Origin of the sequence: Paractinoplanes tereljensis (assembly GCF_016862435.1) — a bacterium.
In the GTDB taxonomy this organism is placed as follows: Bacteria; Actinomycetota; Actinomycetes; order Mycobacteriales; family Micromonosporaceae; genus Actinoplanes; species Actinoplanes tereljensis.
The window spans coordinates 35,390-54,677 of sequence record NZ_BOMY01000037.1; the positions used below are offsets into that span (position 1 = coordinate 35,390).

The following is a 19,288-nucleotide window of genomic DNA, read 5'->3' on the forward strand; positions in this document are numbered from 1 at the left end:
TCGTGCATTTAACATCCAGAGACGCCACCCCCGGCGCCCGGTATGCCCGGCACCTCAACGCGGCCGGCGCCGCGCTGCCCAGCGAGACCGTGCTCGGCACGGTGATCGAGCACCTGCGCCTCGAAGCGCGGATCGGCGGCTACGAGGCAGCCGAGGCGGCGAAGGAACGCTCCGAGCGGGTGTACGCCCTGGCCGCGCAGCTGATCGGCGCGCAGCCCGAGGACATCGCGCTGACCGAGAGCGCCACCGTGGCCTGGCACCGGGCGATCGACGCGATGCCGTTGCAGGCAGGCGACCGGATCCTCGCCGCCGCGTCCAGTTACGTCAGCTCGGCCCTGCACCTGTTCGAACTGCGCCGCTCCCGGGGCATCGAGGTGGAGGTGCTGCCCTGCGCCGCCGACGGCACCGTCGACCTGGACGCCCTCGCGGCCGCGCTGCGCAAACCGGCCGCGCTGGTCACCGTGGCGCACGTGCCGACCTCCTCGGCGCTGATCGAGCCGGTGGCCGCGATCGCCGCGCTGACCGAGGCGGCCGGGGTGCCGCTGCTGCTCGACGCCACCCAGTCCCTGGGCCAGCTGCCACTCGACGTGGCCGGCATCGACCTGATCGTCGGCACCGGCCGCAAGTTCCTGCGCGGCCCGCGCGGCACCGGCCTGCTCTACGTCTCGCCGCGGATGCGCGAACGGCTGCACCCGCCGCACCCGGACGTCCGCGGCGCGGTCTGGCAGAGCGGCGACCTGGTCGAGCTGGCCCCGGGCGCCCGCCGCTTCGAGACCTGGGAGAGTTCGCACGCCCTGCGACTCGGCCTCGGCGCCGCCCTGGAGGAGACCCTCACGCTGGGCGTCGACGCCATCGGCCGGTATGCCACCGGGCTCGCCGACCGGCTGCGCGGCGCCCTGGCCGACCTGCCCGGGGTTCGGCTGACCGACCCGGCGGCCGGCGGCGGGGCGATCGTCACCTTCGTCCGCGACGACGAGAAACCGGCCGATACCGTACGCCGGTTGCGCGCCGCCGGGGTGCACCTGGTCGCCGTCCCGGCCCACCACGGCCGCTGGGATCTGGAACGACGCGGCCTCGACGCGGTGGTCCGCGCCTCGGTGCACGTCTACAACGACGAGTCCGACGTGGACGCCCTGGTCTCCGCGCTCGGCCGGCGGACCGCCCCGGTCCGATCGAGCAGCCGGACCGACGTGATCGTGGTCGGCGCCGGGGTGCACGGCTCGTCCACCGCCTGGCACCTGGCCCAGCGCGGGGCCCGGGTGATCCAGCTCGACCGGTTCCCCGACGGGCACACCGAGGGCTCGTCGCACGGGCACATCCGGATGATCCGCCGGGCCTACCCGAACCCGATCTGGGACGACCTGGTCGACCGCGCCTACCTGGCCTGGGCCGAGCTGTCGGCGGCGTCCGGCACCCAGCTGCTGACCACCACCGGCGGCCTCTACGCCCGACCCGTCGGCGAGGCGGGACTGCGTGGCCCCGACTGCGTGCCGGTCGACGCGGCCCGCGCCGCGGAGCTCTTCCCGGGCCTGCGGCTCGGCGACGAGTTCGGCGCGGTCTACGACCCGGCCGCCGGGGTGCTCGACGCGGCCGCCGCGATGCGGGCGCTGCGCGAGCTGAGCCTGGAACACGGGGTGGACCGGCGGACCGGCTGCCGGGTCGACGGCTGGAGCGCGGACGGCGAGGGCGTCACGGTCCGCACCGCCGACGGGCTGCTGCGCGCCGACCGCCTGGTGATCGCGGCCGGCCCGTGGACCGGCGCGCTGGTGCCGGAGCTGGCCGACCTGCTCAAGGTGGTCCGGATCGTCAACATCCACATCGGCGCCACCGACCCGGCCGCGGTGTCGGCGCCCGCGCTCGGCCCGTTCTCGGTCGAGGTCCCCGGGGTGGGCCTGCTCTACGGGCTGCCGGCCTTCGACGGCAGTGCCATGAAGATCGGGCTGGACCACGGGCCGGCCGACGACCCGGACCGGCCGCAGACGCCGGTCACCGCGGCCGAGGCCGCCACCCTGCTGGGTCTCGCTCGCCGGTTCCTGCCCGCCGCGAACGGCGACGTGGTCGACTCGGTGGCGTGCCGGTACACGATGGCGCCGCGCAACCGGTTCGCGGTCGGAGCGCTGGCCGGGACGCCGCAGGTGCTTGTCGCGGCGGCCTGCTCGGGGCACGGCTTCAAGTTCGGGCCGGCGATCGGCGCGGGCCTGGCCGATCTGGCGCTCGGCAAGCAGCGGCCCGATCTGGACTTCCTTTCGCCGGAAGCGCTCGGCGAGCTCGGATGACTCAGCCTCGGAAGACCGTCGCGGAGCGGCGTTCGTACCAGCGGGCCAGCTGCTCGCCGGCGCTGATCACATGCGACTGCATCTCGCGGCGGGCCAGCTCGTCGTCCTGGGCCTCCAGCGCGGCGAGGATCCGCTCGTGCTCGGCGAAGTTGTCGTCCCGGTGCCGGGGGTGCTCCTGCAGCACCAGCGCCGAGACGTTGCGCGGGAACGCCTCGTTGATCTCCTTGATCACCCGGGCCAGCCGGTCGTTGCCGGAGATCTCGTGGATCAGCGTGTGGAAGCGGTCGTTGGCCGCGTGCGACGCCGCGTTCGGCGGACCGTCGCCCGGTCGCAGCAGCTCGTTGGTGGCCCGCAACTCCTCGAAGCCGTCCCGGGTGATCCGCCGGACCGCCCGCACGCAGGACAGGCCTTCGAGTTCGGCGCGCACCTCGTACGCCTCCCGGACCTCCCAGGGCGCCGGCACCCGGACCACCGCGCCGCGGTTGGGCACCACCTCGATCAGGCCGCCGGTCTGCAGCTGGCGCAGCGCCTCGCGGACCGGGGTGCGGCTGACGCCGAGGGCCTTGGCCAGCTCGGCCTGCCGCAGCTGGGCGCCGATCGGGATCTCCCCCGACATGATCCGGGCCCGGATGGCGGCGGCCGTCTCGTCGACGAGTGCGCTGCTCGACGCAGGCGAGCTGGTGTCCATAGTGCCCTCGTTCGATCCAGGAGTGGGGATGGGGAGAAACGATAGCAAGCCGTCGGTCAAATATGGGAGCCCAACTGTTAAAGATTGGATCCATCATGACTGTGAAGGTATCCCGAACTGCCGTAATGTCGTCCCGAGTCAGCCGATGAACAGGAGCCGCCGATGAGCGCGTGCCACACCACTCCCACCCCGGCCGCCCGCGCGCACCCGCTGGACCCGCTGACCCCCGGCGAGATCACCCTCGCGGTCGCCGCGGCGCGGGCCGACGGCCGGCTCGGCGAGCGCCCTCGTTTCTGGGGCGCCACCCTCGATGAGGCGCATGCCCGGAGCTCCTCTGACGGCGTACGCCTCGGATTGGTTGCTATGTCCGCCGGAGGCGGCGAAGCCTGGGAAATCGACGTGCTGATCGCCGGCGACGCGGCCGAATGCACCGACTGGCGTCCGGTCGACCCCCGGCGGCCCGGCATCACCTCGGACGAGGCCCGGGCCGCCGCCCAGGCCTGCCGGGAGAGCCCGCTGTTCCGGGAAGCGCTGGCCCGCCGGGGCATCCACGACGTCTCGCTGGTCATGATCGACGCCGAGTCGATGGGCGGCTTCGAGGAGAAGTACCGCGACCGGCGGGTCACCTGGGGCACCGTCTGGCACCGCACCACCGAGGACGACAACGGGTACGCCCGGCCGGTCCAGGGCGTCGTGCCGATCATCGACATGCACACCATGGAGGTGCTCGAGGTCGAGGACCACGGGGTCATCCCGGTCTCCGAGGAGGCCGGCTCGCTGGCCACCGGCGCGTTCGGGCCGGACCGGGCCGGGCTCAAGCCCCTCGAGGTGGTGCAGGCCGACGGACCGAGCTTCACCGTCGACGGCTGGAAGGTCGACTGGCAGGGCTGGACGTTCCGGGTCGGCTTCACCCACCGCGAGGGCCTGGTCCTCTACGACCTGGAGTTCCTCGGCCGGTCGGTGCTCAAGCGCGCGGCCTGCAACGAGATGTACGTGCCGTACCTCGACTCCAACTCCACCCAATATCGCAAGAACTTCTTCGACTGGGGCGAGTACGGCGCCGGCCCGCTGACCAACTCGCTCGCCCTGGGCTGCGACTGCCTCGGCACCATCCACTACTTCGACGGCGTGCACCTCGGCGGGTACGGCGAGCCGGTCACCACCGGCAACGCGATCTGTATGCACGAAGAAGACGCCAGCATCCTGTGGAAGCACAACGACCTGCGCCGCGGGGTCAGCGAGGTGCGCCGCTCCCGGCGGCTGATCATCTCCAACTTCCAGACCGTGGCGAACTACGACTACGGCTTCTACTGGACGCTCTACCAGGACGGCCGGATCGAGCTGGAGGTCAAGCTGACCGGCATCCTGTCCGCTTCGGGCATCGAAGCCGGGGCCGACGCGCCGTACGGCCGGAAGGTCTCCGAGCTCGTTCAGACCCCGATCCACCAGCACTACTTCGGCATCCGCTTGGACACCGCGATCGACGGTTCACTGAACCGGCTCGTCGAGGAGCACGCCGAGGCCGAATCCGACCCGGCGCTGAATCCCTACGGCAATGCGGTCCGCTACGTGCGCGAGCCGTTGGACGTGGAGACCGGGATGCGCAACGACCCGAGCATCGCCCGGCACTGGCGGATCGAGAGCGCCGAGCGCACCAACCGGTACGGCGACCCGACCGCGTACCGCCTGGTCATCCCGAACACCACCCGCAGCTTCGGCCGGCCGGAATCGGTTATGTCGCGCCGCGCGCCCTTCATCCACCAGCACGTCTGGGCCACCCCGTACGCCGAGGACGAGCAGTTCATCGGCGGCCAGTACCCGAACCACGCCGAGCCGGGCGAGGACGGCGTGCACGTCTGGCAGCGCCAGGAACGCTCGATCGACGGGGTCCCCCTCGTCGTCTGGCCGGTGCTCGGCGTGCACCACCTGCCCCGCCCGGAACAGTGGCCGGTCATGCCGGTGGAGGCCATCCACCTGGTGCTGGAGCCGGACGGCTTCTTCGACCGCAACCCGGCCCTGGACATCCCCGACCCCGCGTCTTCCTAGCTCCCCGAAAAGATCCGTTCACATTCGGGACACACGACCGCGACGTGCGGCCGCAATAATTGGATCCAATCTCCTTCGAATGAAATCCCAAATCGGCAGACTTTAATACACCCCCTGGAGTTGCTCCCCATGGACCTTGGCAACCAGGCAGTCTCCCGCCGCACACTGCTGCGCGGCGCCTCCATCCTCGGCATGGGTGCCGGCCTCACCGGCCTGCTCGCCGCCTGCGGCGTCGCCGCCGAGAAGGACGACGCCTCCGGCGGCACCACCCGCAGCGGTGGCACCCTGACCCTCGCCATCGACGGCACCAGCGCGATCAACGACCCCGCCTTCTACACCACCCTCGGCGACTGGATGGTCGTCGACTGCGTCTGCCGCGGCCTGACCTTCATCTCCTTCGAGACCAACGAGCCGGTCGCCGACCTGGCCGAGAGCTGGACCATCTCCGACGACCAGCTCACCTACACCTTCAAGCTGCGCCAGGGCGTCACCTTCCACGACGGCACCACGTTCACCTCGGCCGACGTGCTGGCCACCCTCAACCGGCAGTTCGACGCCAACGACAAGACCCTGCCCAAGGGCGCCTCGCAGACGCTCAAGGCGATCGGCGACAACATGACGTCGTTCACCGCGCCGGACGCGAACACCGTGGTGATGGTGCTCAAGAAGCCGGACCGCACCCTGCTCGGCCGGCTCTCCGACATCGGCGGCCGGATCATCTCCAAGGCCGCCCTGACCAAGTACGGCGCCGACATCGGCAAGAACCTGGTCGGCACCGGCCCGTTCAAGTTCGTCTCGGCCACCTCCGGCCAGAACGTGACGCTGGCCGCGTTCGACGGCTTCTACAAGGGCAAGCCGCCGATCGACCGGCTGGTGCTGCAGCAGGTCACCGACCCGTCGACGATCGTCAGCTCGCTGCTGTCCGGCGACGTGTCGGCCACCCAGTTCACCCCGTACTCGGCCCTCGAACAGCTCAAGGGCGACAAGTCGGTGACCGTCTACGACACCCCGAAGAGCTTCGACGCGTTCATGATGATGGACGTCCGGCGCATCCCCGAGCTCAACGTGCGCAAGGCGATCAACCTGGCGATCGACCGGCAGGCGCTGATCACCCAGGCCTTCTTCGGCGCCGCGGTGCTGCCCGACGGCTACACCATCCCGCCGAACCAGGACGCGTACGACGCGACCCTGGCCGATATCTCGAAGACCGATATCGCCGAGGCCAAGCGGCTGATCACCGAGGCCGGCGCGACCGGCCGGACGGTACGCCTGATGGCCGCGAGCGACAGCTGGCACCCCAAGGCCGCGCAGCTCATCGCGCAGAACCTCACCGACATCGGGCTCAAGGTGGAGACCGACTCGGTGGACCCGGCCACCTACTTCAACCGGCTGCTCACCCCGGACGACAAATTCCACGACCTGATGATCTGGGAGCGCAACGGCTACTACCCTGACGCCGACGACATGATCGGCTCGCTGGCCAAGCCGTCCGGCGTCTACGGCGACTTCATCTCCGGCTTCACCACCCTGGACGGCGCCGCGGCGTACTCCGACATGCTCTTCGAGGCCAAGAACATCGCCGACGCCACCGCTCGCAAGGCCCGGTACAGCGAGATCGCCCGCGAGTGGGCCGACAAGTACATGACCCTCTCGATGCTGGTCTGCGCCTCCAACCCGGTGGTCAGCGGCGCGAAGGTGACCAACATGAACTGGAAGGCCCTGGGCAACCACCGCTGCTTCATGGAAACCGCGAGTGTCTGATTCGACCACCACGTCCGGCCTCCGCACCGCGTTCGCGGCGCGGAGGCTCGGGCGCGGGCCCCTCGCCGCCGGCTCGTGGCTCGTCGTGGTGCTGTTCGTGGTCACCGCGATCGTCGGGCCGCTGCTGATCTCGGCCGACCCGACCCGCAACACCGCCGACGCACTGCTGCCGCTGGGCGCCACCGGGCACCTGTTCGGCACCGACGACCTCGGCCGCGACGAACTGGCCCGGATGCTCTACGGCGCCCGGCCGCTGCTGCTCGTCGCGTTCCTGTCCACCGCGCTGGCCGCGGTGCTCGGCATCGGGATCGGCATGATCGCCGGGTACGCGGGCGGCAAGGTCGAGTGGGTGCTCATGCGCCTGATGGACCTGGCGCTGGCGTTCCCGTCGATGCTGCTGATCATCCTGATCGTCTCGGCCTGGAACCCCGGCGTCGGCAGCCTGGTCGTCGGCATCGGCACCGCCCTCGCCCCCGGCCTGGGCCGGCTCGCCCGCGCGCTGGCCGCCCGCGAGGCCGGCCGGGACTACGTGCTCGCCGCCCGCCTCGGCGGCACCCGCGCACCTCGCATCCTCGTGCAGGAGGTGCTGCCGAACATGGCCGGGCCGATGCTCGCCCAGGTGGTGATGACGCTGTCGGTCGCCGCCGGGTTCGCGGCCGGGCTCTCCTACCTCGGGCTGGGCATCCAGCCTCCGACCCCGGACTGGGGATACATGGTGCAGGCCGGCCAGGAGTTCCTCTACACCGCACCGCGACTGGTGGTGCTGCCCGCGGCCGCCACCCTGATCTTCGTGGTGGCCTGCAACTTCATCGGCGACGACCTGCGCGACGCCCTCGACCCCCGGGGGGACCGATGAGGCTGGTTCTGAAGCGCCTGGCCGCCGTGCCGGTCGTGCTGCTGGTGCTGAGCACGATGGTGTTCGCCGCCATCCGGTTGCTCCCCGGCTCGCCGGCCACCGGCCTGGCCGCCGGCGGTGCCTCCGGAACGGCCACCGCGGCCGACATCACCGCCAACACCGAGAAGATCAACGCCGCGCTCGGCCTGGACAAGCCGCTGCTCTCGCAGTACTGGAGCTTCCTGAGCGACATCGTCCACCTCGACCTGGGCAGCTCGTTCTACGGCGGCAACGACATCACCGGCCTGCTCGGCGACACGCTGCCGGCCACCATCGAGCTGACCGTGGCGGCGATGCTGATCGCGGTGCTGATCGGCATGCTCACCGGCATCCTGGCCGCGCTGCGCCGGGGCACCTGGATCGACACCGCCACCCGCACGATCGGCACGGTCAGCTTCTCGCTGCCGTGGTTCGCCCTCGGCGTACTCAGCATCGTGGTCTTCGGGGTCTGGCTGCGCTGGCTGCCGGTCATCGGCCGGCTGCCGAACGCGCTCGATTACCACCCACTGACCAACTTCGTCCTGCTCGACGCGATCCTGCAGGACCGGCCCGAGCTGATCTGGCCCTGGCTCGAACACCTGATCCTGCCGGCGACCACCCTCGCGCTGTCGATGGCCGGGTTCATCACCCGGATCGTCCGGGCCTCGGTGCTCGAGGTGCTCGGCGACGACTTCGTGCGCACCGCCCGGATGAAGGGCCTGTCGCCGGCCGCGATCCTGCGCCGGCACGTGCTGCGCAACTCGTCGCTGCCCATCGTCACCGTGCTCGGCCTGCAGTTCGGCTCGCTGCTCGGCGGCTCGGTGATCACCGAGACCGTCTTCTCCTATCCCGGCGTCGGCAACCTGCTGGTCAACGGGATCCTGCAGCGCGATTACCCGATCGTGCAGGGCGCGGCACTCGCCATCGCCCTGCTGTTCACCCTGGTCAACGTCTTCGTGGATCTGCTCTACCTGGCGCTCGACCCGCGTTTGAGGAAGGCCTGACATGCACATCGTCCTCGTCCACGGCGCCGGCGGTACCCCCACCACCTGGTCGGAACTGGTCCCGCTGCTCGGCGGCCGGGCACACACCCTGATCACCAACCCGATGACCTCGCTGACCGACGACGTCGCGCACACCCTCGGCGTGGTCTCGTCGCTGAACGAGCCGGTGCTGCTGGTCGGGCACTCCTACGGCGGCGCGGTGATCACCAACGTGGGTCGCTCCGACCTGGTCAAAGGCCTGGTCTACGTCGCCGCGTTCGCCCCCGACGAGGGCGAGACGGTCAACGGCATCGTGGAGGCCTACCCGCCGGCCGAGGTCTCCAAGTACATGCGGCGCGGCCCGAACGGCGAATGGGCCTCCGAGCACACCGACGAGTACTGGGACGAGATCGGCTGGGACGTGCCGGTCGACCAGCGCGGCATCTGGGACTCCGAGTCCCGGCCCAGCGACAACCGGATCTTCAGCGAGCCGACCGGCGTGCCGGCCTGGCGCACCAAACCGTCCTGGTACCTGGTCGCCGCCGAGGACAAGACCCTGCCCACGGTGATCCAGCGGGACATGGCCGCCCGGGCCGGCGCGACCACCAGCGAGGTCCCCGGCAGCCACTTCACTCCCCGGGTCCGGCCGGCCGACGTGCTCACGGTGATCGAAAAGGCCCTGGCCGCGCTATGAGCGAAACCCTGCTGGAGATCCGCGGCCTGACCGTCGAGTTCGACGTGCCGGCCGGGCGGCTGCCCGCGGTCGCCGGCGTCGACCTCAGCCTGCGCCGCGGCGAGATCCTGGCCCTGGTCGGCGAGTCCGGCTCCGGCAAGTCGGCGCTGTCGATGAGCCTGGTCGGGCTCAACCGCGGACCGCGCGCGCACATCGGCGGCGAGGTTCTCTTCGGCGGCCGCGACCTGGTCGCCGCGGACGAGAAGGAACTGCGCGGGGTGCGCGGCCGGGACATCGCGGTGGTCTTCCAGGACGCCCTCGCCGCGCTCAACCCCACCCAGCGGGTCGGCGACCAGGTCGCCGAGATGATCCGTACGCATCGGAAGGTCCCCAAACGCCAGGCCCGGGAGCGGGCCGTAGAACTGCTCGGCGAGGTCGGCATCGGCAACCCGGCCCAGGCCGCGCGGGCCTACCCGCACCAGCTCTCCGGCGGCATGCGGCAGCGCGTGATGATCGCCATCGGACTGGCCAACGACCCGGCCGTGCTGATCGCCGACGAACCCACCACCGCGCTCGACGTGACCATCCAGTCCCAGGTGCTGCGGCTGCTCAAGCGGTTGCAGGCCGACCACGGCACGGCGATCGTGCTGATCACCCACGATCTCGGCGTGGTCGCCGAGGTCGCCGACCGGGTCGCCGTCATGTACGCCGGCCGGATCATCGAGAGCGGCACCCGCGACGAGGTCCTCTTTCACCCGCAACACCCGTACACCATGGGTCTGCTCAGTTCGGTCCCCCGGGTCGACGGCCCGGCCGTCGCGCGGCTTCCGGCCATCGCCGGAAGCCCGCTCACCGGGGTGGCGCGCCCGAAGGGCTGCGCCTTCGCCCCACGCTGCGCGTTCGCTCACGCTGCCTGCGGCGACGCCATCCCTCAATTGCAGCAGCGGTACGGCGGACAAGCGCATCTCGACCGCTGCGTGCTCGAGCGCTCGCGGGAAACCTTGGCGGTGACGCCGTGAAGCCGACCCCACTCATCGAGCTGGAGAAGTTGCGGGTGGAGTTCGGTGGCTCGGCCGGGCGCCGGGTGCGCGCGGTCCGGGACGTCGACCTGACCATCTACGAGGGCGAGACGCTCGGCCTGGTCGGCGAGTCCGGCTGCGGCAAGTCGACCCTCGGCCGGGCCACCGTGCGGGTCACCGAGCCGACCGGCGGCACCATCCGCTACCGCGGCGCGGACATCACCACCATGCGCGGGACGCTGTTCCGCAGCACCCGGGCCGACCTGCAGATGGTGTTCCAGGACCCGTTCGGCTCGCTCAACCCGCGCCGGAAGATCGCCGACATCGTCGCCGAGCCGCTGCTGCGGGCCCGCGGCATGTCACCGTCTGCGGCCCGCGCGGTCGTCGACGACCTGCTCGACCAGGTCGGACTCGGCCGGGAAGCGGGCGGGCGGCGACCGCACGAGTTCTCCGGTGGCCAGCGGCAGCGGATCGGCATCGCCCGTGCGCTCGCCCCGTCGCCCAAGTTCGTGGTGGCCGACGAGCCGGTCTCCGCGCTCGACGTGTCGATCCAGGCGCAGGTGGTCAACCTGCTCTCCGACCTGATCCGCGACCGCGGCCTGACCATGCTGTTCATCTCGCACGACCTGGGCGTGGTGCGGCACATCGCGGACCGGATCGCGGTCATGTACCTGGGCGAGATCATCGAGGTCGCCCCGCGCGACGACTTCTTCGCCGGTCCGGCCCACCCGTACGGCGAGGCGCTGCTCTCCAGCGTCCCGACCCTGTCTGCCACTCCCTCGCGCGAACGGATCGAGCTCACCGGCGAGCTGCCCGACCCGGCCGACCCGCCGGCCGGCTGCACGTTCCACACCCGATGCCGGTACGCGGTGGACAAATGCCGCACGGAAGCACCGTTGTTGCGCACTGTGGCCGACGGCCGCCAGGTCCGATGCCACCTGCCACTGATTCCCCTGGAAGGCCCCGCATGATCATCGACGCGTACAACACCACCCAGGACGTCCGGGGGCGCTCGGACTACCTCACCGGGGCCCGGCCCGGGCAGGCGCCGCCGCCCTACACGCCGTTCGACCCGAAACGGATCCTGGACCGGATGGACGCCGCCGGGGTGGACATGGCGATGGTCTGCTCGCTCGCCCAGCGCATCGAGAACGACTTCATCGCCGGGCTGGTCAAGTCCCACCCCGACCGGCTGTTCGGCTTCGGCCAGGTGATGCCGCAGGCCGACGACGCGCTCGACGAGATCACCCGGATCCGTGACCTCGGGCTGTCCGGTTTGAAGCTGCACCCGTCGCTGCACGGCTATCACGTGGCCGACCACGGCCTGCTCGACCCGGTTTTCGCCCGGTGCGCCGAACTCGGCCTGCCGGTGCTGATCAACGCGCTGGACGACGCGTTCTGCGCGCCGCTGGCGATCGAGGAGATCGCCAAGGGCTTCCCCGAGGTGCCGACGATCATCGCGCACATGGGTGCGGTCTGGAACGTGCCCGAGGCGATCATCGTGGCCGAGCGGAACCCGCACATCTACCTGGAGACGTCGGCGACGCTGGTGAGCGACGTGAAGCGGGCGTACGCCCGGCTCGGCCCGTCGCAGATCCTGCTGGGCAGCGAGTGGCCCGGCTCCGACTTCGACCTGGAACGCATGAAGATCGCCAAGGCGGTGCCCGACGAGGCCGACCGGGCCCTGGTCGAGGGCGGCAACATGGCCCGGCTCCTGGGCCTGCCCGCATGACGCCAGTTACCGCGGCTCCGTCGATGGCCGAGGCCGATGTGGAGCTGCTCCGGCGGGCCGAGGAACTACTCGGCCGGGTCTTCCTGGCCGGTCGGCACGAGGTCGCGACGGCACTGCGGACCACGGACGGGTCGGTGCACCTCGGCGTACACGTCGAAGGCTCCTGCCGGCGCAGCTCGATCTGCGCCGAGGGGGTTGCTCTGGGGGCCGCCCGCGCCGCGGGCGTAGCCCTCGGCGAGGTGGCCGGCGTGGTGTCCGTGCAGATCAAGCCGGCCGACCGGTTCCGGATCATCGCGCCGTGCGGGGTGTGCCGGGAGCTGATCAGCGACTACAGCCCCGCCGCGACGGTCTGGCTGACCGTGCCCGACACCGACGAGGTGATCGCGGTGCCCGCTCTAGACCTGCTGCCGTCGAAATCGCGGCGGCTCTGGTGACCTTTCCCTTGGAGGCTTCGATGGACAACCTCGGCGGCAACGGCCGGCCGGTGCGCTGGGACGAGCTGACCTGGCCCGAGGCCCGCGACACGGTCGCCCGCGCCGACACGGTGATCATCCCGGTCGGCGCGGTCGAACAGCACGGCCCGCACCTGCCGCTCAACGTGGACACGGTGATCTGCCAGGCGGTGGCCGAGGAGGTCTCGGCGGTCACCGGCATACCCGTGATCCCGCCGATCACCTACGGTGTGTCCGGCTCGCACGGCGACTTCGCCGGCACCATCGCGCTGCGCCCGGAAACCCTGATCGCCGTGATGGAAGACGTGATCGACTCGCTGCACGCCTCCGGCGTGCGGCAGTTCGTGCTGCTCAACGGCCATATCTGGAACAACGGCGCGCTGGACGTCTCGGCCGAGAAGCTACGGGTACGGCATAAGGACGCGCGCATCCGGGCGATCGGTTACGTCACCATGTACCCCGGCCCCGAGGTCAACGGCCGGGTGCAGTTCGGCCGCGGCCTGATGCACGCCAACTTCTTCGAGACCTCGGTGATGCTGCACCTGCGCCCCGACCTGGTCCGGATGGACCGAGCCACCTCACACGTGGACGTCGACTCGTTCTGGGACTACCGGATGGACCAGGTCAGCGAAACCGGCGTGTGGGGCCGCGACGTGGCCGAGGCAAACGCCGAACACGGCAAGTCCGAGTTCGAACGCTGCGTGCAGACCACCGCCCGGGCCGTCGCCGCCGCGGCCCGCGAGCCTTGGCCGTCGTCCGCGCACCGCCCTCACTAGAAAGGACCCGTCGTGGAGATCTTCGACATCACCCTCCCGATCCACCCGGAGATGCTGCACTGGGGCCGCAAGCCGGAGGTCGAGGTAGTCGAGTCCCTGGCCAACGGCGACGCCTCCAACGTGACCCGCTGGCGGCTGGGCGCCCACACCGGCACGCACGTGGACGCGCCCGCGCACTTCGTGGACGGCGCGACGCCGGTCGACAAGCTGGACCTGCACTCGCTGGTAGGCCCTGCCCTGGTAGCCGACCTGACCGCGGTGACCGGCGACATCACCGTCGACGACCTTGCGGCCGCCGGCGTGGCCGGCCAGAAGCGGGTCCTGCTGAAGACCTCGAATTCGGCCGGCCCGCTGAAGGAGCCGGACCGCGCCCCGTCCTGGGTTGGCCTCTCCCCGTCCGCCGCCCAGTGGCTGATAGACCAGCGGGTAGAGCTGATCGGCATCGATTACCTGACCATCGAAAGCCACACCCGCACCGAGACGTGGGACGCTCACCACGTGCTACTGGGAGCGGGCCTGATCATCCTGGAGAACGCCGACCTGGACGGCGTGCCGCCAGGCGCCTACGAGCTGGTCTGCCTGCCGGCCAAGCTGGTGGACGCCGACGGCTCGTTCGCCCGAGCCATCCTGATCAAGCGAGACGCCTGATGGCGGTCGCGGTAGCGGCCCCCCACCCGGCCGCGATAGAGGCGGCCCGAGCGGTGGTGGCGGCCGGCGGAAACGCGTTCGACGCAGCCTTGGCCGCCGCCGCAGCCTTGACCGTCGCCTACCCACACCAGTGCTCAGTAGGCGGCGACCTGGTAGCCATCGTCCGCCCAGCCCCAGCCTCGTCCCCGGCGGGATTGGCTGGAGAGGCCGTGGCGGTGCTTTCCATCGGGGCCGCCGCCGCGAACGTCGACGTGGACGCGCTGCGGGCCGCTGGGCCACGGATGCCATTTGCCGGGCCGCAGACTGTCACCGTGCCCGGCGTGGTCGCCGGCTGGGCGGCGATCGCGGAGCTGGGCGCCCGACTTCCGCTCGCCGAGCTGCTCGCCCCGGCCCGCGCGCTGGCCGCCGACGGCGTGCCGGTCAGCGCCGGCCTGCACCGGGCGATCCTGGGACGGCTCGACGACATCCAAGCCGATCCTGGCCTCCGCGAACTGCTTCTGGACGACGCCGGACAGCCGCGCGACACCCTGGTGCAACCGCAGCTCGCTGCCACCCTCGACGCGATCGCCACCAACTGGCGGTCCTTCTACCGTGGCCACCTGGGTCACCGCCTGGTCGCCGGCCTGAACGCCCTGGGCAGCCCGCTGTCAGTAAGCGACTTCGCCGCCCACCAGGCCGAGGTCACCACACCCCTGAGCGCCGCTGCCGGTGACGTGGCCTGGGTGGCGGCGCCGCCGCCGGTGCAGGGGGCTACGTTCCTTGGCATCGTCGGGGCTGGGGATCTGCTTGCCGACGCTCGGCGTGCTCAGGTTGCCCGGGATGCGCTGCTTGGGGATCCGCGCACCGGGGCGGTTGACCTGGATGGGCTGCTGCTTCGGGCGCCGGTCTCGGCTGGCGCGGATCCGGACGGGCCGAAGCCGGCTGGGGACACCGTGGCGGTCACCGCTGTGGGGGACGACGGCAGCGCGGTCACGCTTATCCAGAGCGTTTTTCAGAGCTTCGGGTCCGGGATCCTCGAGCCGGACACCGGGATCGTGCTGCACAACCGGGGTTCGTCGTTCAGCCTCGAACCGGATCACCCGGGACGCCTGGCCGGTGGGGTCCGGCCGCCGCACACTCTCTGCCCGACGCTGGCCATCGGCGGGGACACCGTGCTGGCGCTGGGCTGTCAGGGCGGGCGGTCCCAGCCGTGGATCCTCGCCCAGGTTGCGGCGGACGCGTTCGGCTCGGGCGATCCGGCTGCGGTACTGGCCCGGCCGCGCTGGATCATCGGCGCGCGGGAGATCGACCGGGAGGTGCCCACCCTGCTCCTGGAGCCGGGGACCCCGGGCGCGGCGGGGCTGGAGGAGACCGGGCGCGGGCTCGGGCTTGCGGTGGAGTACACCGTTGGGCCGCACGACGACGCCGGGCACGTGCAGATGGCCCGGCTCAGCGGCGGCGTCCTGGCCGCGGCCAGCGACCCCCGCGCGGACGGCCTGGCAGCCATCCTCACCTGACGCACTCCCCGGACACCCTCCTCGGAGGACGTTGTGAGGGGCTGTGCGGCTTTGCCCGCCGCTTTCCGCGGGCCGCGCTGAGGCCGTACGCTAATAATTTGATCTTGAAAGAGAGTGGATGTGGACGTTGCTCAGGCGGCGTTGTTGCTGGTGGCTGGGTTGGCGGCCGGGACCGTCAATGCGATTGCCGGGGGCGGGTCGTTGATCACGTTTCCGGGGATGCTGGCGATCGGGTTGCCTTCGGTGGCGGCCAACGTGAGCAATGCCCTGTCGGTGGCGCCTGGCTATGCCTCCAGCGTGGTTGGCAGCCGGGCCGATCTGGTGGGGCAGGGGCGGCGGATCCTTCGCGTGCTGCCTACCGCGGTTATCGGTGCGCTGTGCGGGTGTGGGCTGCTGCTGCATACTCCCCGGCGGGTGTTTGACCTGGTGGTGCCGTTTCTGGTGATGGGGGCGGCGCTGACGCTGGCGTTCCAGGCTCGGCTTCGCGGGCTGGTCGGGCATCCGCAGGAGGTTTCGGCTCGGCGTGGGGTCGTCATGTTGCACCTCGCGGTGTTCCTCTGCGCGCTTTACGGGGGTTACTTCAACGCCGCGCTCGGGGTGCTGCTGGTGGCCGGGCTCGCTCTGGTGCTGGACGAGACGCTGGCCCGGGTCAGCGCCCTGAAGAACCTGCTCTCGTCGGTGATCGGGCTGGTCACGCTCACCGTGTACGGCATCTTCGGGCCGGTGAACTGGGCGGTCGTCGCGGTCGTCGCGCCCGCCACGGTGGCCGGCGGCTATCTCGGGGCGCGGGTGGCGCGGCGGCTGCCGGCCCCGGTGCTGCGCGTGGTGATCGTGACGTTCGGGCTGGTCGTCGGCGCCTACCTGTTGGTCCGCGCGCTCATCGCGTGAACGAGGTCAAAGGCGGAAGCGGGTGGCCAGCTCGGTGGTCAAGGTTGGCCAGGCTACTGGGTCGTGGCCTGGGATCACTGGATAGCCTCGGCGGGCGGCTATCTCCTTCAGGCGGCGGATCGGGGGGACGGTCTGGTCGGCGGTTACGCCGATGAAGGCGCCGATCGGGCGCTCTTCGGTGATGTTCTCGGTCAGGTCGGCGGCGTCGCAGGCGAAGACGTAACCGCCGCCGCCTACCGCTGGGTCGAGGTCTACCACGAAGCTCTGGTGGCCGGGGGTGTGGCCGGCAGTGAGCAACGCGGTCACGCCGGGGGCTATCTCCACGTCGCCGTCGGCCTGGCGCCAGTCGATTCTTGGGTCGTCGTAGTCGATGCGGGCCATCGAGTGGTGTTCCGGTTCGGGGTGGTTGCTCAGGCCGTACGCCAGCTCGGTCTTTTGAATGTGAACCGGCACCCGGCCGGCGAAATGCTTCAGACCGCCGGCATGGTCTACGTGCAGGTGGCTCAGCGCTACCGCGGTGACGTCGGCCAGGTCGACGCCTACCGCAGCCAGGGCCTCTTCCAGCGGTTCGCCGGGGCCGGGCAGCTCCGGCTGGTAGTTCGGGCTGGGGTAGAAGCGGCGGCGCAGGGCCGGGTCGCGCAGCAGTGCGGTGTTGAAACCGGTGTCCAGCAGCAGCCAGCCGTCGTCGGTCTCCAGCAGCAGGCCGGGCACCGGCTCGCGGACCCGCTCGGCGCGCGAGGCGCCGTGCACCGACGCCGACTTGGGCAGGTCCTCCCAGCCCAGGGTGAGCGCGATGATTCGGCGTACGCCCAAGGTCTTCTCCTAGGATTCGTCGTGGCGCAGGCGCCACGGTGGCCTGGCCTGTCCCGGCTGCTGGCCGGGCCGGTGCAGCAGCGCGACCAGCAGCAACGCCACGGCCGCGACAGTGCCGGCCGGCCCGTGGGCGTGGCCGGCGCCCATCAGCGGCTGGGCGGCGAGCATCACCGCGGCCATCAGCGCGGTCATCCGCCAGGTGCGGGTGTCCGGGTCGTGCCAGAGCCGCCCGGCACAGGGTAGGCAGAGCGCGGCCATGCCGGTCGCGAATGCGGTGGGGATCAGGCTGCCGTGCAGGGCGGCGGTGTGTGCCATGGCGAGGTGCACCAGGACGCAGAAGGCGGTGAGGACCGCACCGAGCCGACCCACCCTGCCACCCACTTCCTATCGCTTGACAGGAATTGAAGCCGGAGCAGGTGACGACCCAAGATCCAGCGGATTTCCGCGCTGTTTCACCGGGTCGGCCGACCGCCCGTACCCCGGAAATGGGCTTTTTAATCCTCGAACGGGTGCAAAATGATCGGGCAGGCGTTCGGTCCAGTCCGGCATGGGGGTCGAGCATGCACCAGCGGAACGCGCCGGCCGGCGCCGACGCGGTGCTCGCCATGATGTCCGAGGCCTACGTGGCGGTCACCCTCGACGGCCGGATCGTCGAGTGGAATCGCGCGGCCGAGGCGACCTTCGGCTGGAGCCGGCAGCAGGCGTACGGGCAGGACATCGCCCAGCTGATCGCCCCGCCCCGGCATCGGGCCATCTACCACGCCGGGCTGCTGCGGCTGGCCGACGGCGACCCGGGCCGGCTTCTCGAACGCCGGCTGCAACTGACCGCAACCCACCGCGACGGGCACGAACTGCCGGTCGAGACCGTCCTCACCATCACCGACCAGGTCGTTCACGCGCTCGCCCACGACGTGTCGGCGGCCCTGCGCGGCGCCCGGTTCACGATGATCGAGGCGGCCGTCTCGCGGGGCCTGGCCGAGGCACCGACCAGCAGCAACGCGGCGGCCCGGGTGGTCGAGGCGCTCGGCGTCCGGATGGGCTGGCCGGTCTCCGAGCTGTGGCTGATCGACGAGGACCGGCAGGTCCTGACGTGCACGGCCCGGCACAATCGGGCCGGCCGCGACCTGGCGCACTTCGCGATCGGCGAACTGCAGCCGGGCACCGGCCTGCCGGGCACGGTCTACCAGGACGGCCGGGTCCGCTGGGTCCCCGACCTCGGCGCCGACACCACCTCGCCGCGCTACCGGGCCGCCGCCCGGATCGGCCTGCGGGTCGCCGTCGGGGTGCCGATCCGCACCGGGTCGCGGGTGCTGGGCGCGCTCTGTGTGTACGGCGACCGGGCCGAGGAGCCCGACGAGCTCCTGATCGGCCTGCTCTGCGGGCTGGCCGCGCACGTCGGGCAGTACCTGGAGCGGCGCCGGGCCGAAGAGTTGGCGATCGACCTGGCCCGAACCAAGGACGAGTTCCTCGCGCTGGTCACCCACGAGCTGCGCAATCCGCTCGCGATCATCCTGGGCACGGTGGCCCTGTTCGAGGAGGAGGCCGATCCGGAGGAGCAGGCCCAAAATCTGCGTACGATCGGCAACTGCGCGGAACGGCTCAGCGTGATGGCCGACGACCTGCTCGAACTGGCCCGCCTCGAGTCCGGCAGCCTGACCATCGAGATGGCGCCGCTGGACCTGGCCGACCTGCTCATCGAGAGCATCGCTACCACCAAGTTCGCGGCCGACGCCAAGGACCTCACCGTCCGGGCCGAGCTGCCGCCGCGGCTGCCGGTGTGCGGCGACCCGGACCGGCTCCGGCAGGTGGCCGACAACATGCTGTCCAACGCGATGAAGTACACCCCGAAGGGCGGCACGGTCACGGTCCGCGCGGGCCTGGACCCGGCCGCACCGGGCTGGGTGACCTGGACGGTGGCGGACAACGGCATCGGCATCCCGGTCGACGAGCGGCCCCGGCTGTTCCGGCGCTTCTACCGGGCGTCGACCGCCCTGGAGGCCAGGATCCCGGGCACCGGGCTGGGCCTGGTGATCACCCGAACCATCCTGGAGCGGCACCACGGCACGATCGCCGTCGCGGACACCACCGGCCCGGGCGCCACCTTCGTGATCCGACTCCCCCAGGAGCCGCTGGCCCGCTCCCGCTGAAAAGTCGTACCCGTGG

18 protein-coding genes are annotated in these 19,288 nt (G+C 71.2%); 15 read left to right on the plus strand and 3 right to left on the minus strand.

Going from position 1 to position 19,288, the window contains the following annotated elements:
• Positions 1 to 2 precede the first annotated feature (2 nt).
• Positions 3 to 2,276, plus strand: a complete 2,274-nt coding sequence (solA, locus tag Ate02nite_RS28205; protein WP_203810852.1) for an N-methyl-L-tryptophan oxidase — start codon at positions 3 to 5, stop codon at positions 2,274 to 2,276.
• Position 2,277: 1 nt separating this feature from the next.
• On the opposite strand, the gene Ate02nite_RS28210 is transcribed toward solA, so the two are convergent.
• Positions 2,278 to 2,964: a GntR family transcriptional regulator gene (locus tag Ate02nite_RS28210; RefSeq protein WP_203810853.1), complete on the minus strand. Its 687-nt coding sequence runs from the start codon at positions 2,962 to 2,964 to the stop codon at positions 2,278 to 2,280.
• A gap of 162 nt (positions 2,965 to 3,126) precedes the next feature.
• On the opposite strand from Ate02nite_RS28210, the gene Ate02nite_RS28215 reads away from it, so the two are divergent.
• The 13 genes from Ate02nite_RS28215 (at position 3,127) to Ate02nite_RS28275 (ending at position 16,312) form a co-directional block, all read left to right on the plus strand.
• Positions 3,127 to 5,010 carry a primary-amine oxidase gene (locus tag Ate02nite_RS28215; RefSeq protein WP_203810854.1) on the plus strand — a complete coding sequence of 628 codons (1,884 nt, stop codon included), beginning with the start codon at positions 3,127 to 3,129 and terminating at the stop codon, positions 5,008 to 5,010.
• Between the two features lie 129 nt (positions 5,011 to 5,139).
• Positions 5,140 to 6,771 (plus strand): ABC transporter substrate-binding protein, encoded by a 1,632-nt coding sequence (locus Ate02nite_RS28220; protein ID WP_203810855.1) that lies wholly within the window; start codon positions 5,140 to 5,142, stop codon positions 6,769 to 6,771.
• On the plus strand, positions 6,764 to 7,627 hold the full coding sequence (locus tag Ate02nite_RS28225) for an ABC transporter permease (protein ID WP_203810856.1): 864 nt from the start codon (positions 6,764 to 6,766) through the stop codon (positions 7,625 to 7,627). The genes Ate02nite_RS28220 and Ate02nite_RS28225 overlap by 8 nt, the downstream gene beginning before the upstream one ends.
• Positions 7,624 to 8,649: an ABC transporter permease gene (locus Ate02nite_RS28230; RefSeq protein WP_203810857.1), complete on the plus strand. Its 1,026-nt coding sequence runs from the start codon at positions 7,624 to 7,626 to the stop codon at positions 8,647 to 8,649. Before Ate02nite_RS28225 ends, Ate02nite_RS28230 begins: the two co-directional genes overlap by 4 nt.
• Before the next feature lies 1 nt (position 8,650).
• Positions 8,651 to 9,322, plus strand: a complete 672-nt coding sequence (locus Ate02nite_RS28235; RefSeq protein ID WP_203810858.1) for an alpha/beta fold hydrolase — start codon at positions 8,651 to 8,653, stop codon at positions 9,320 to 9,322.
• Complete coding sequence (locus tag Ate02nite_RS28240; RefSeq protein ID WP_203810859.1) at positions 9,319 to 10,320, plus strand: ABC transporter ATP-binding protein; 1,002 nt, start codon at positions 9,319 to 9,321, stop codon at positions 10,318 to 10,320. The genes Ate02nite_RS28235 and Ate02nite_RS28240 overlap by 4 nt, the downstream gene beginning before the upstream one ends.
• Positions 10,317 to 11,291, plus strand: a complete 975-nt coding sequence (locus Ate02nite_RS28245; RefSeq protein WP_239147760.1) for an ABC transporter ATP-binding protein — start codon at positions 10,317 to 10,319, stop codon at positions 11,289 to 11,291. The genes Ate02nite_RS28240 and Ate02nite_RS28245 overlap by 4 nt, the downstream gene beginning before the upstream one ends.
• Positions 11,288 to 12,052 (plus strand): amidohydrolase family protein, encoded by a 765-nt coding sequence (locus Ate02nite_RS28250; RefSeq protein WP_203810860.1) that lies wholly within the window; start codon positions 11,288 to 11,290, stop codon positions 12,050 to 12,052. The genes Ate02nite_RS28245 and Ate02nite_RS28250 overlap by 4 nt, the downstream gene beginning before the upstream one ends.
• Positions 12,049 to 12,486: a cytidine/deoxycytidylate deaminase family protein gene (locus Ate02nite_RS28255; protein WP_203810861.1), complete on the plus strand. Its 438-nt coding sequence runs from the start codon at positions 12,049 to 12,051 to the stop codon at positions 12,484 to 12,486. Before Ate02nite_RS28250 ends, Ate02nite_RS28255 begins: the two co-directional genes overlap by 4 nt.
• A 20-nt stretch (positions 12,487 to 12,506) precedes the next feature.
• Positions 12,507 to 13,280, plus strand: a complete 774-nt coding sequence (locus tag Ate02nite_RS28260; protein WP_203810862.1) for a creatininase family protein — start codon at positions 12,507 to 12,509, stop codon at positions 13,278 to 13,280.
• Between the two features lie 12 nt (positions 13,281 to 13,292).
• Positions 13,293 to 13,928, plus strand: a complete 636-nt coding sequence (locus tag Ate02nite_RS28265; protein WP_203810863.1) for a cyclase family protein — start codon at positions 13,293 to 13,295, stop codon at positions 13,926 to 13,928.
• Positions 13,928 to 15,424, plus strand: a complete 1,497-nt coding sequence (locus Ate02nite_RS28270) for a gamma-glutamyltransferase (protein ID WP_203810864.1) — start codon at positions 13,928 to 13,930, stop codon at positions 15,422 to 15,424. Before Ate02nite_RS28265 ends, Ate02nite_RS28270 begins: the two co-directional genes overlap by 1 nt.
• A gap of 120 nt (positions 15,425 to 15,544) precedes the next feature.
• Positions 15,545 to 16,312: a sulfite exporter TauE/SafE family protein gene (locus Ate02nite_RS28275; RefSeq protein ID WP_203810865.1), complete on the plus strand. Its 768-nt coding sequence runs from the start codon at positions 15,545 to 15,547 to the stop codon at positions 16,310 to 16,312.
• Positions 16,313 to 16,318: 6 nt separating this feature from the next.
• Here Ate02nite_RS28275 and Ate02nite_RS28280 read toward each other — a convergent pair whose 3' ends face one another.
• Both Ate02nite_RS28280 and Ate02nite_RS28285 read right to left on the minus strand, forming a co-directional pair.
• Positions 16,319 to 17,125, minus strand: coding sequence for an N-acyl homoserine lactonase family protein (locus Ate02nite_RS28280; RefSeq protein ID WP_203810866.1), 807 nt, complete (start codon positions 17,123 to 17,125; stop codon positions 16,319 to 16,321).
• Between the two features lie 9 nt (positions 17,126 to 17,134).
• The gene (locus tag Ate02nite_RS28285; protein ID WP_203810867.1) at positions 17,135 to 17,494 is read right to left on the minus strand and encodes a hypothetical protein; all 360 of its coding nucleotides are present in this window, start codon (positions 17,492 to 17,494) and stop codon (positions 17,135 to 17,137) included.
• Between the two features lie 191 nt (positions 17,495 to 17,685).
• Here Ate02nite_RS28285 and Ate02nite_RS28290 point away from each other — a divergent pair, with 191 nt between their 5' ends.
• Positions 17,686 to 19,272: a sensor histidine kinase gene (locus Ate02nite_RS28290; protein ID WP_203810868.1), complete on the plus strand. Its 1,587-nt coding sequence runs from the start codon at positions 17,686 to 17,688 to the stop codon at positions 19,270 to 19,272.
• The last annotated feature ends 16 nt before the right edge of the window (positions 19,273 to 19,288 follow it).

Excerpts from the sequence above, each read along its gene's own strand:
- Ate02nite_RS28270 (WP_203810864.1), top strand. The coding sequence starts at position 13,928 with ATGGCGGTCGCGGTAGCGGCCCCCCACCCGGCCGCGATAGAGGCGGCC.
- Ate02nite_RS28210 (WP_203810853.1), bottom strand. The coding sequence starts at position 2,964 with ATGGACACCAGCTCGCCTGCGTCGAGCAGCGCACTCGTCGACGAGACG.
- Ate02nite_RS28260 (WP_203810862.1), top strand. The coding sequence starts at position 12,507 with ATGGACAACCTCGGCGGCAACGGCCGGCCGGTGCGCTGGGACGAGCTG.
- Ate02nite_RS28250 (WP_203810860.1), top strand. The coding sequence starts at position 11,288 with ATGATCATCGACGCGTACAACACCACCCAGGACGTCCGGGGGCGCTCG.
- Ate02nite_RS28255 (WP_203810861.1), top strand. The coding sequence starts at position 12,049 with ATGACGCCAGTTACCGCGGCTCCGTCGATGGCCGAGGCCGATGTGGAG.
- Ate02nite_RS28235 (WP_203810858.1), top strand. The coding sequence starts at position 8,651 with ATGCACATCGTCCTCGTCCACGGCGCCGGCGGTACCCCCACCACCTGG.
- Ate02nite_RS28215 (WP_203810854.1), top strand. The coding sequence starts at position 3,127 with ATGAGCGCGTGCCACACCACTCCCACCCCGGCCGCCCGCGCGCACCCG.
- Ate02nite_RS28220 (WP_203810855.1), top strand. The coding sequence starts at position 5,140 with ATGGACCTTGGCAACCAGGCAGTCTCCCGCCGCACACTGCTGCGCGGC.
- Ate02nite_RS28230 (WP_203810857.1), top strand. The coding sequence starts at position 7,624 with ATGAGGCTGGTTCTGAAGCGCCTGGCCGCCGTGCCGGTCGTGCTGCTG.
- Ate02nite_RS28290 (WP_203810868.1), top strand. The coding sequence starts at position 17,686 with ATGCACCAGCGGAACGCGCCGGCCGGCGCCGACGCGGTGCTCGCCATG.
- Ate02nite_RS28240 (WP_203810859.1), top strand. The coding sequence starts at position 9,319 with ATGAGCGAAACCCTGCTGGAGATCCGCGGCCTGACCGTCGAGTTCGAC.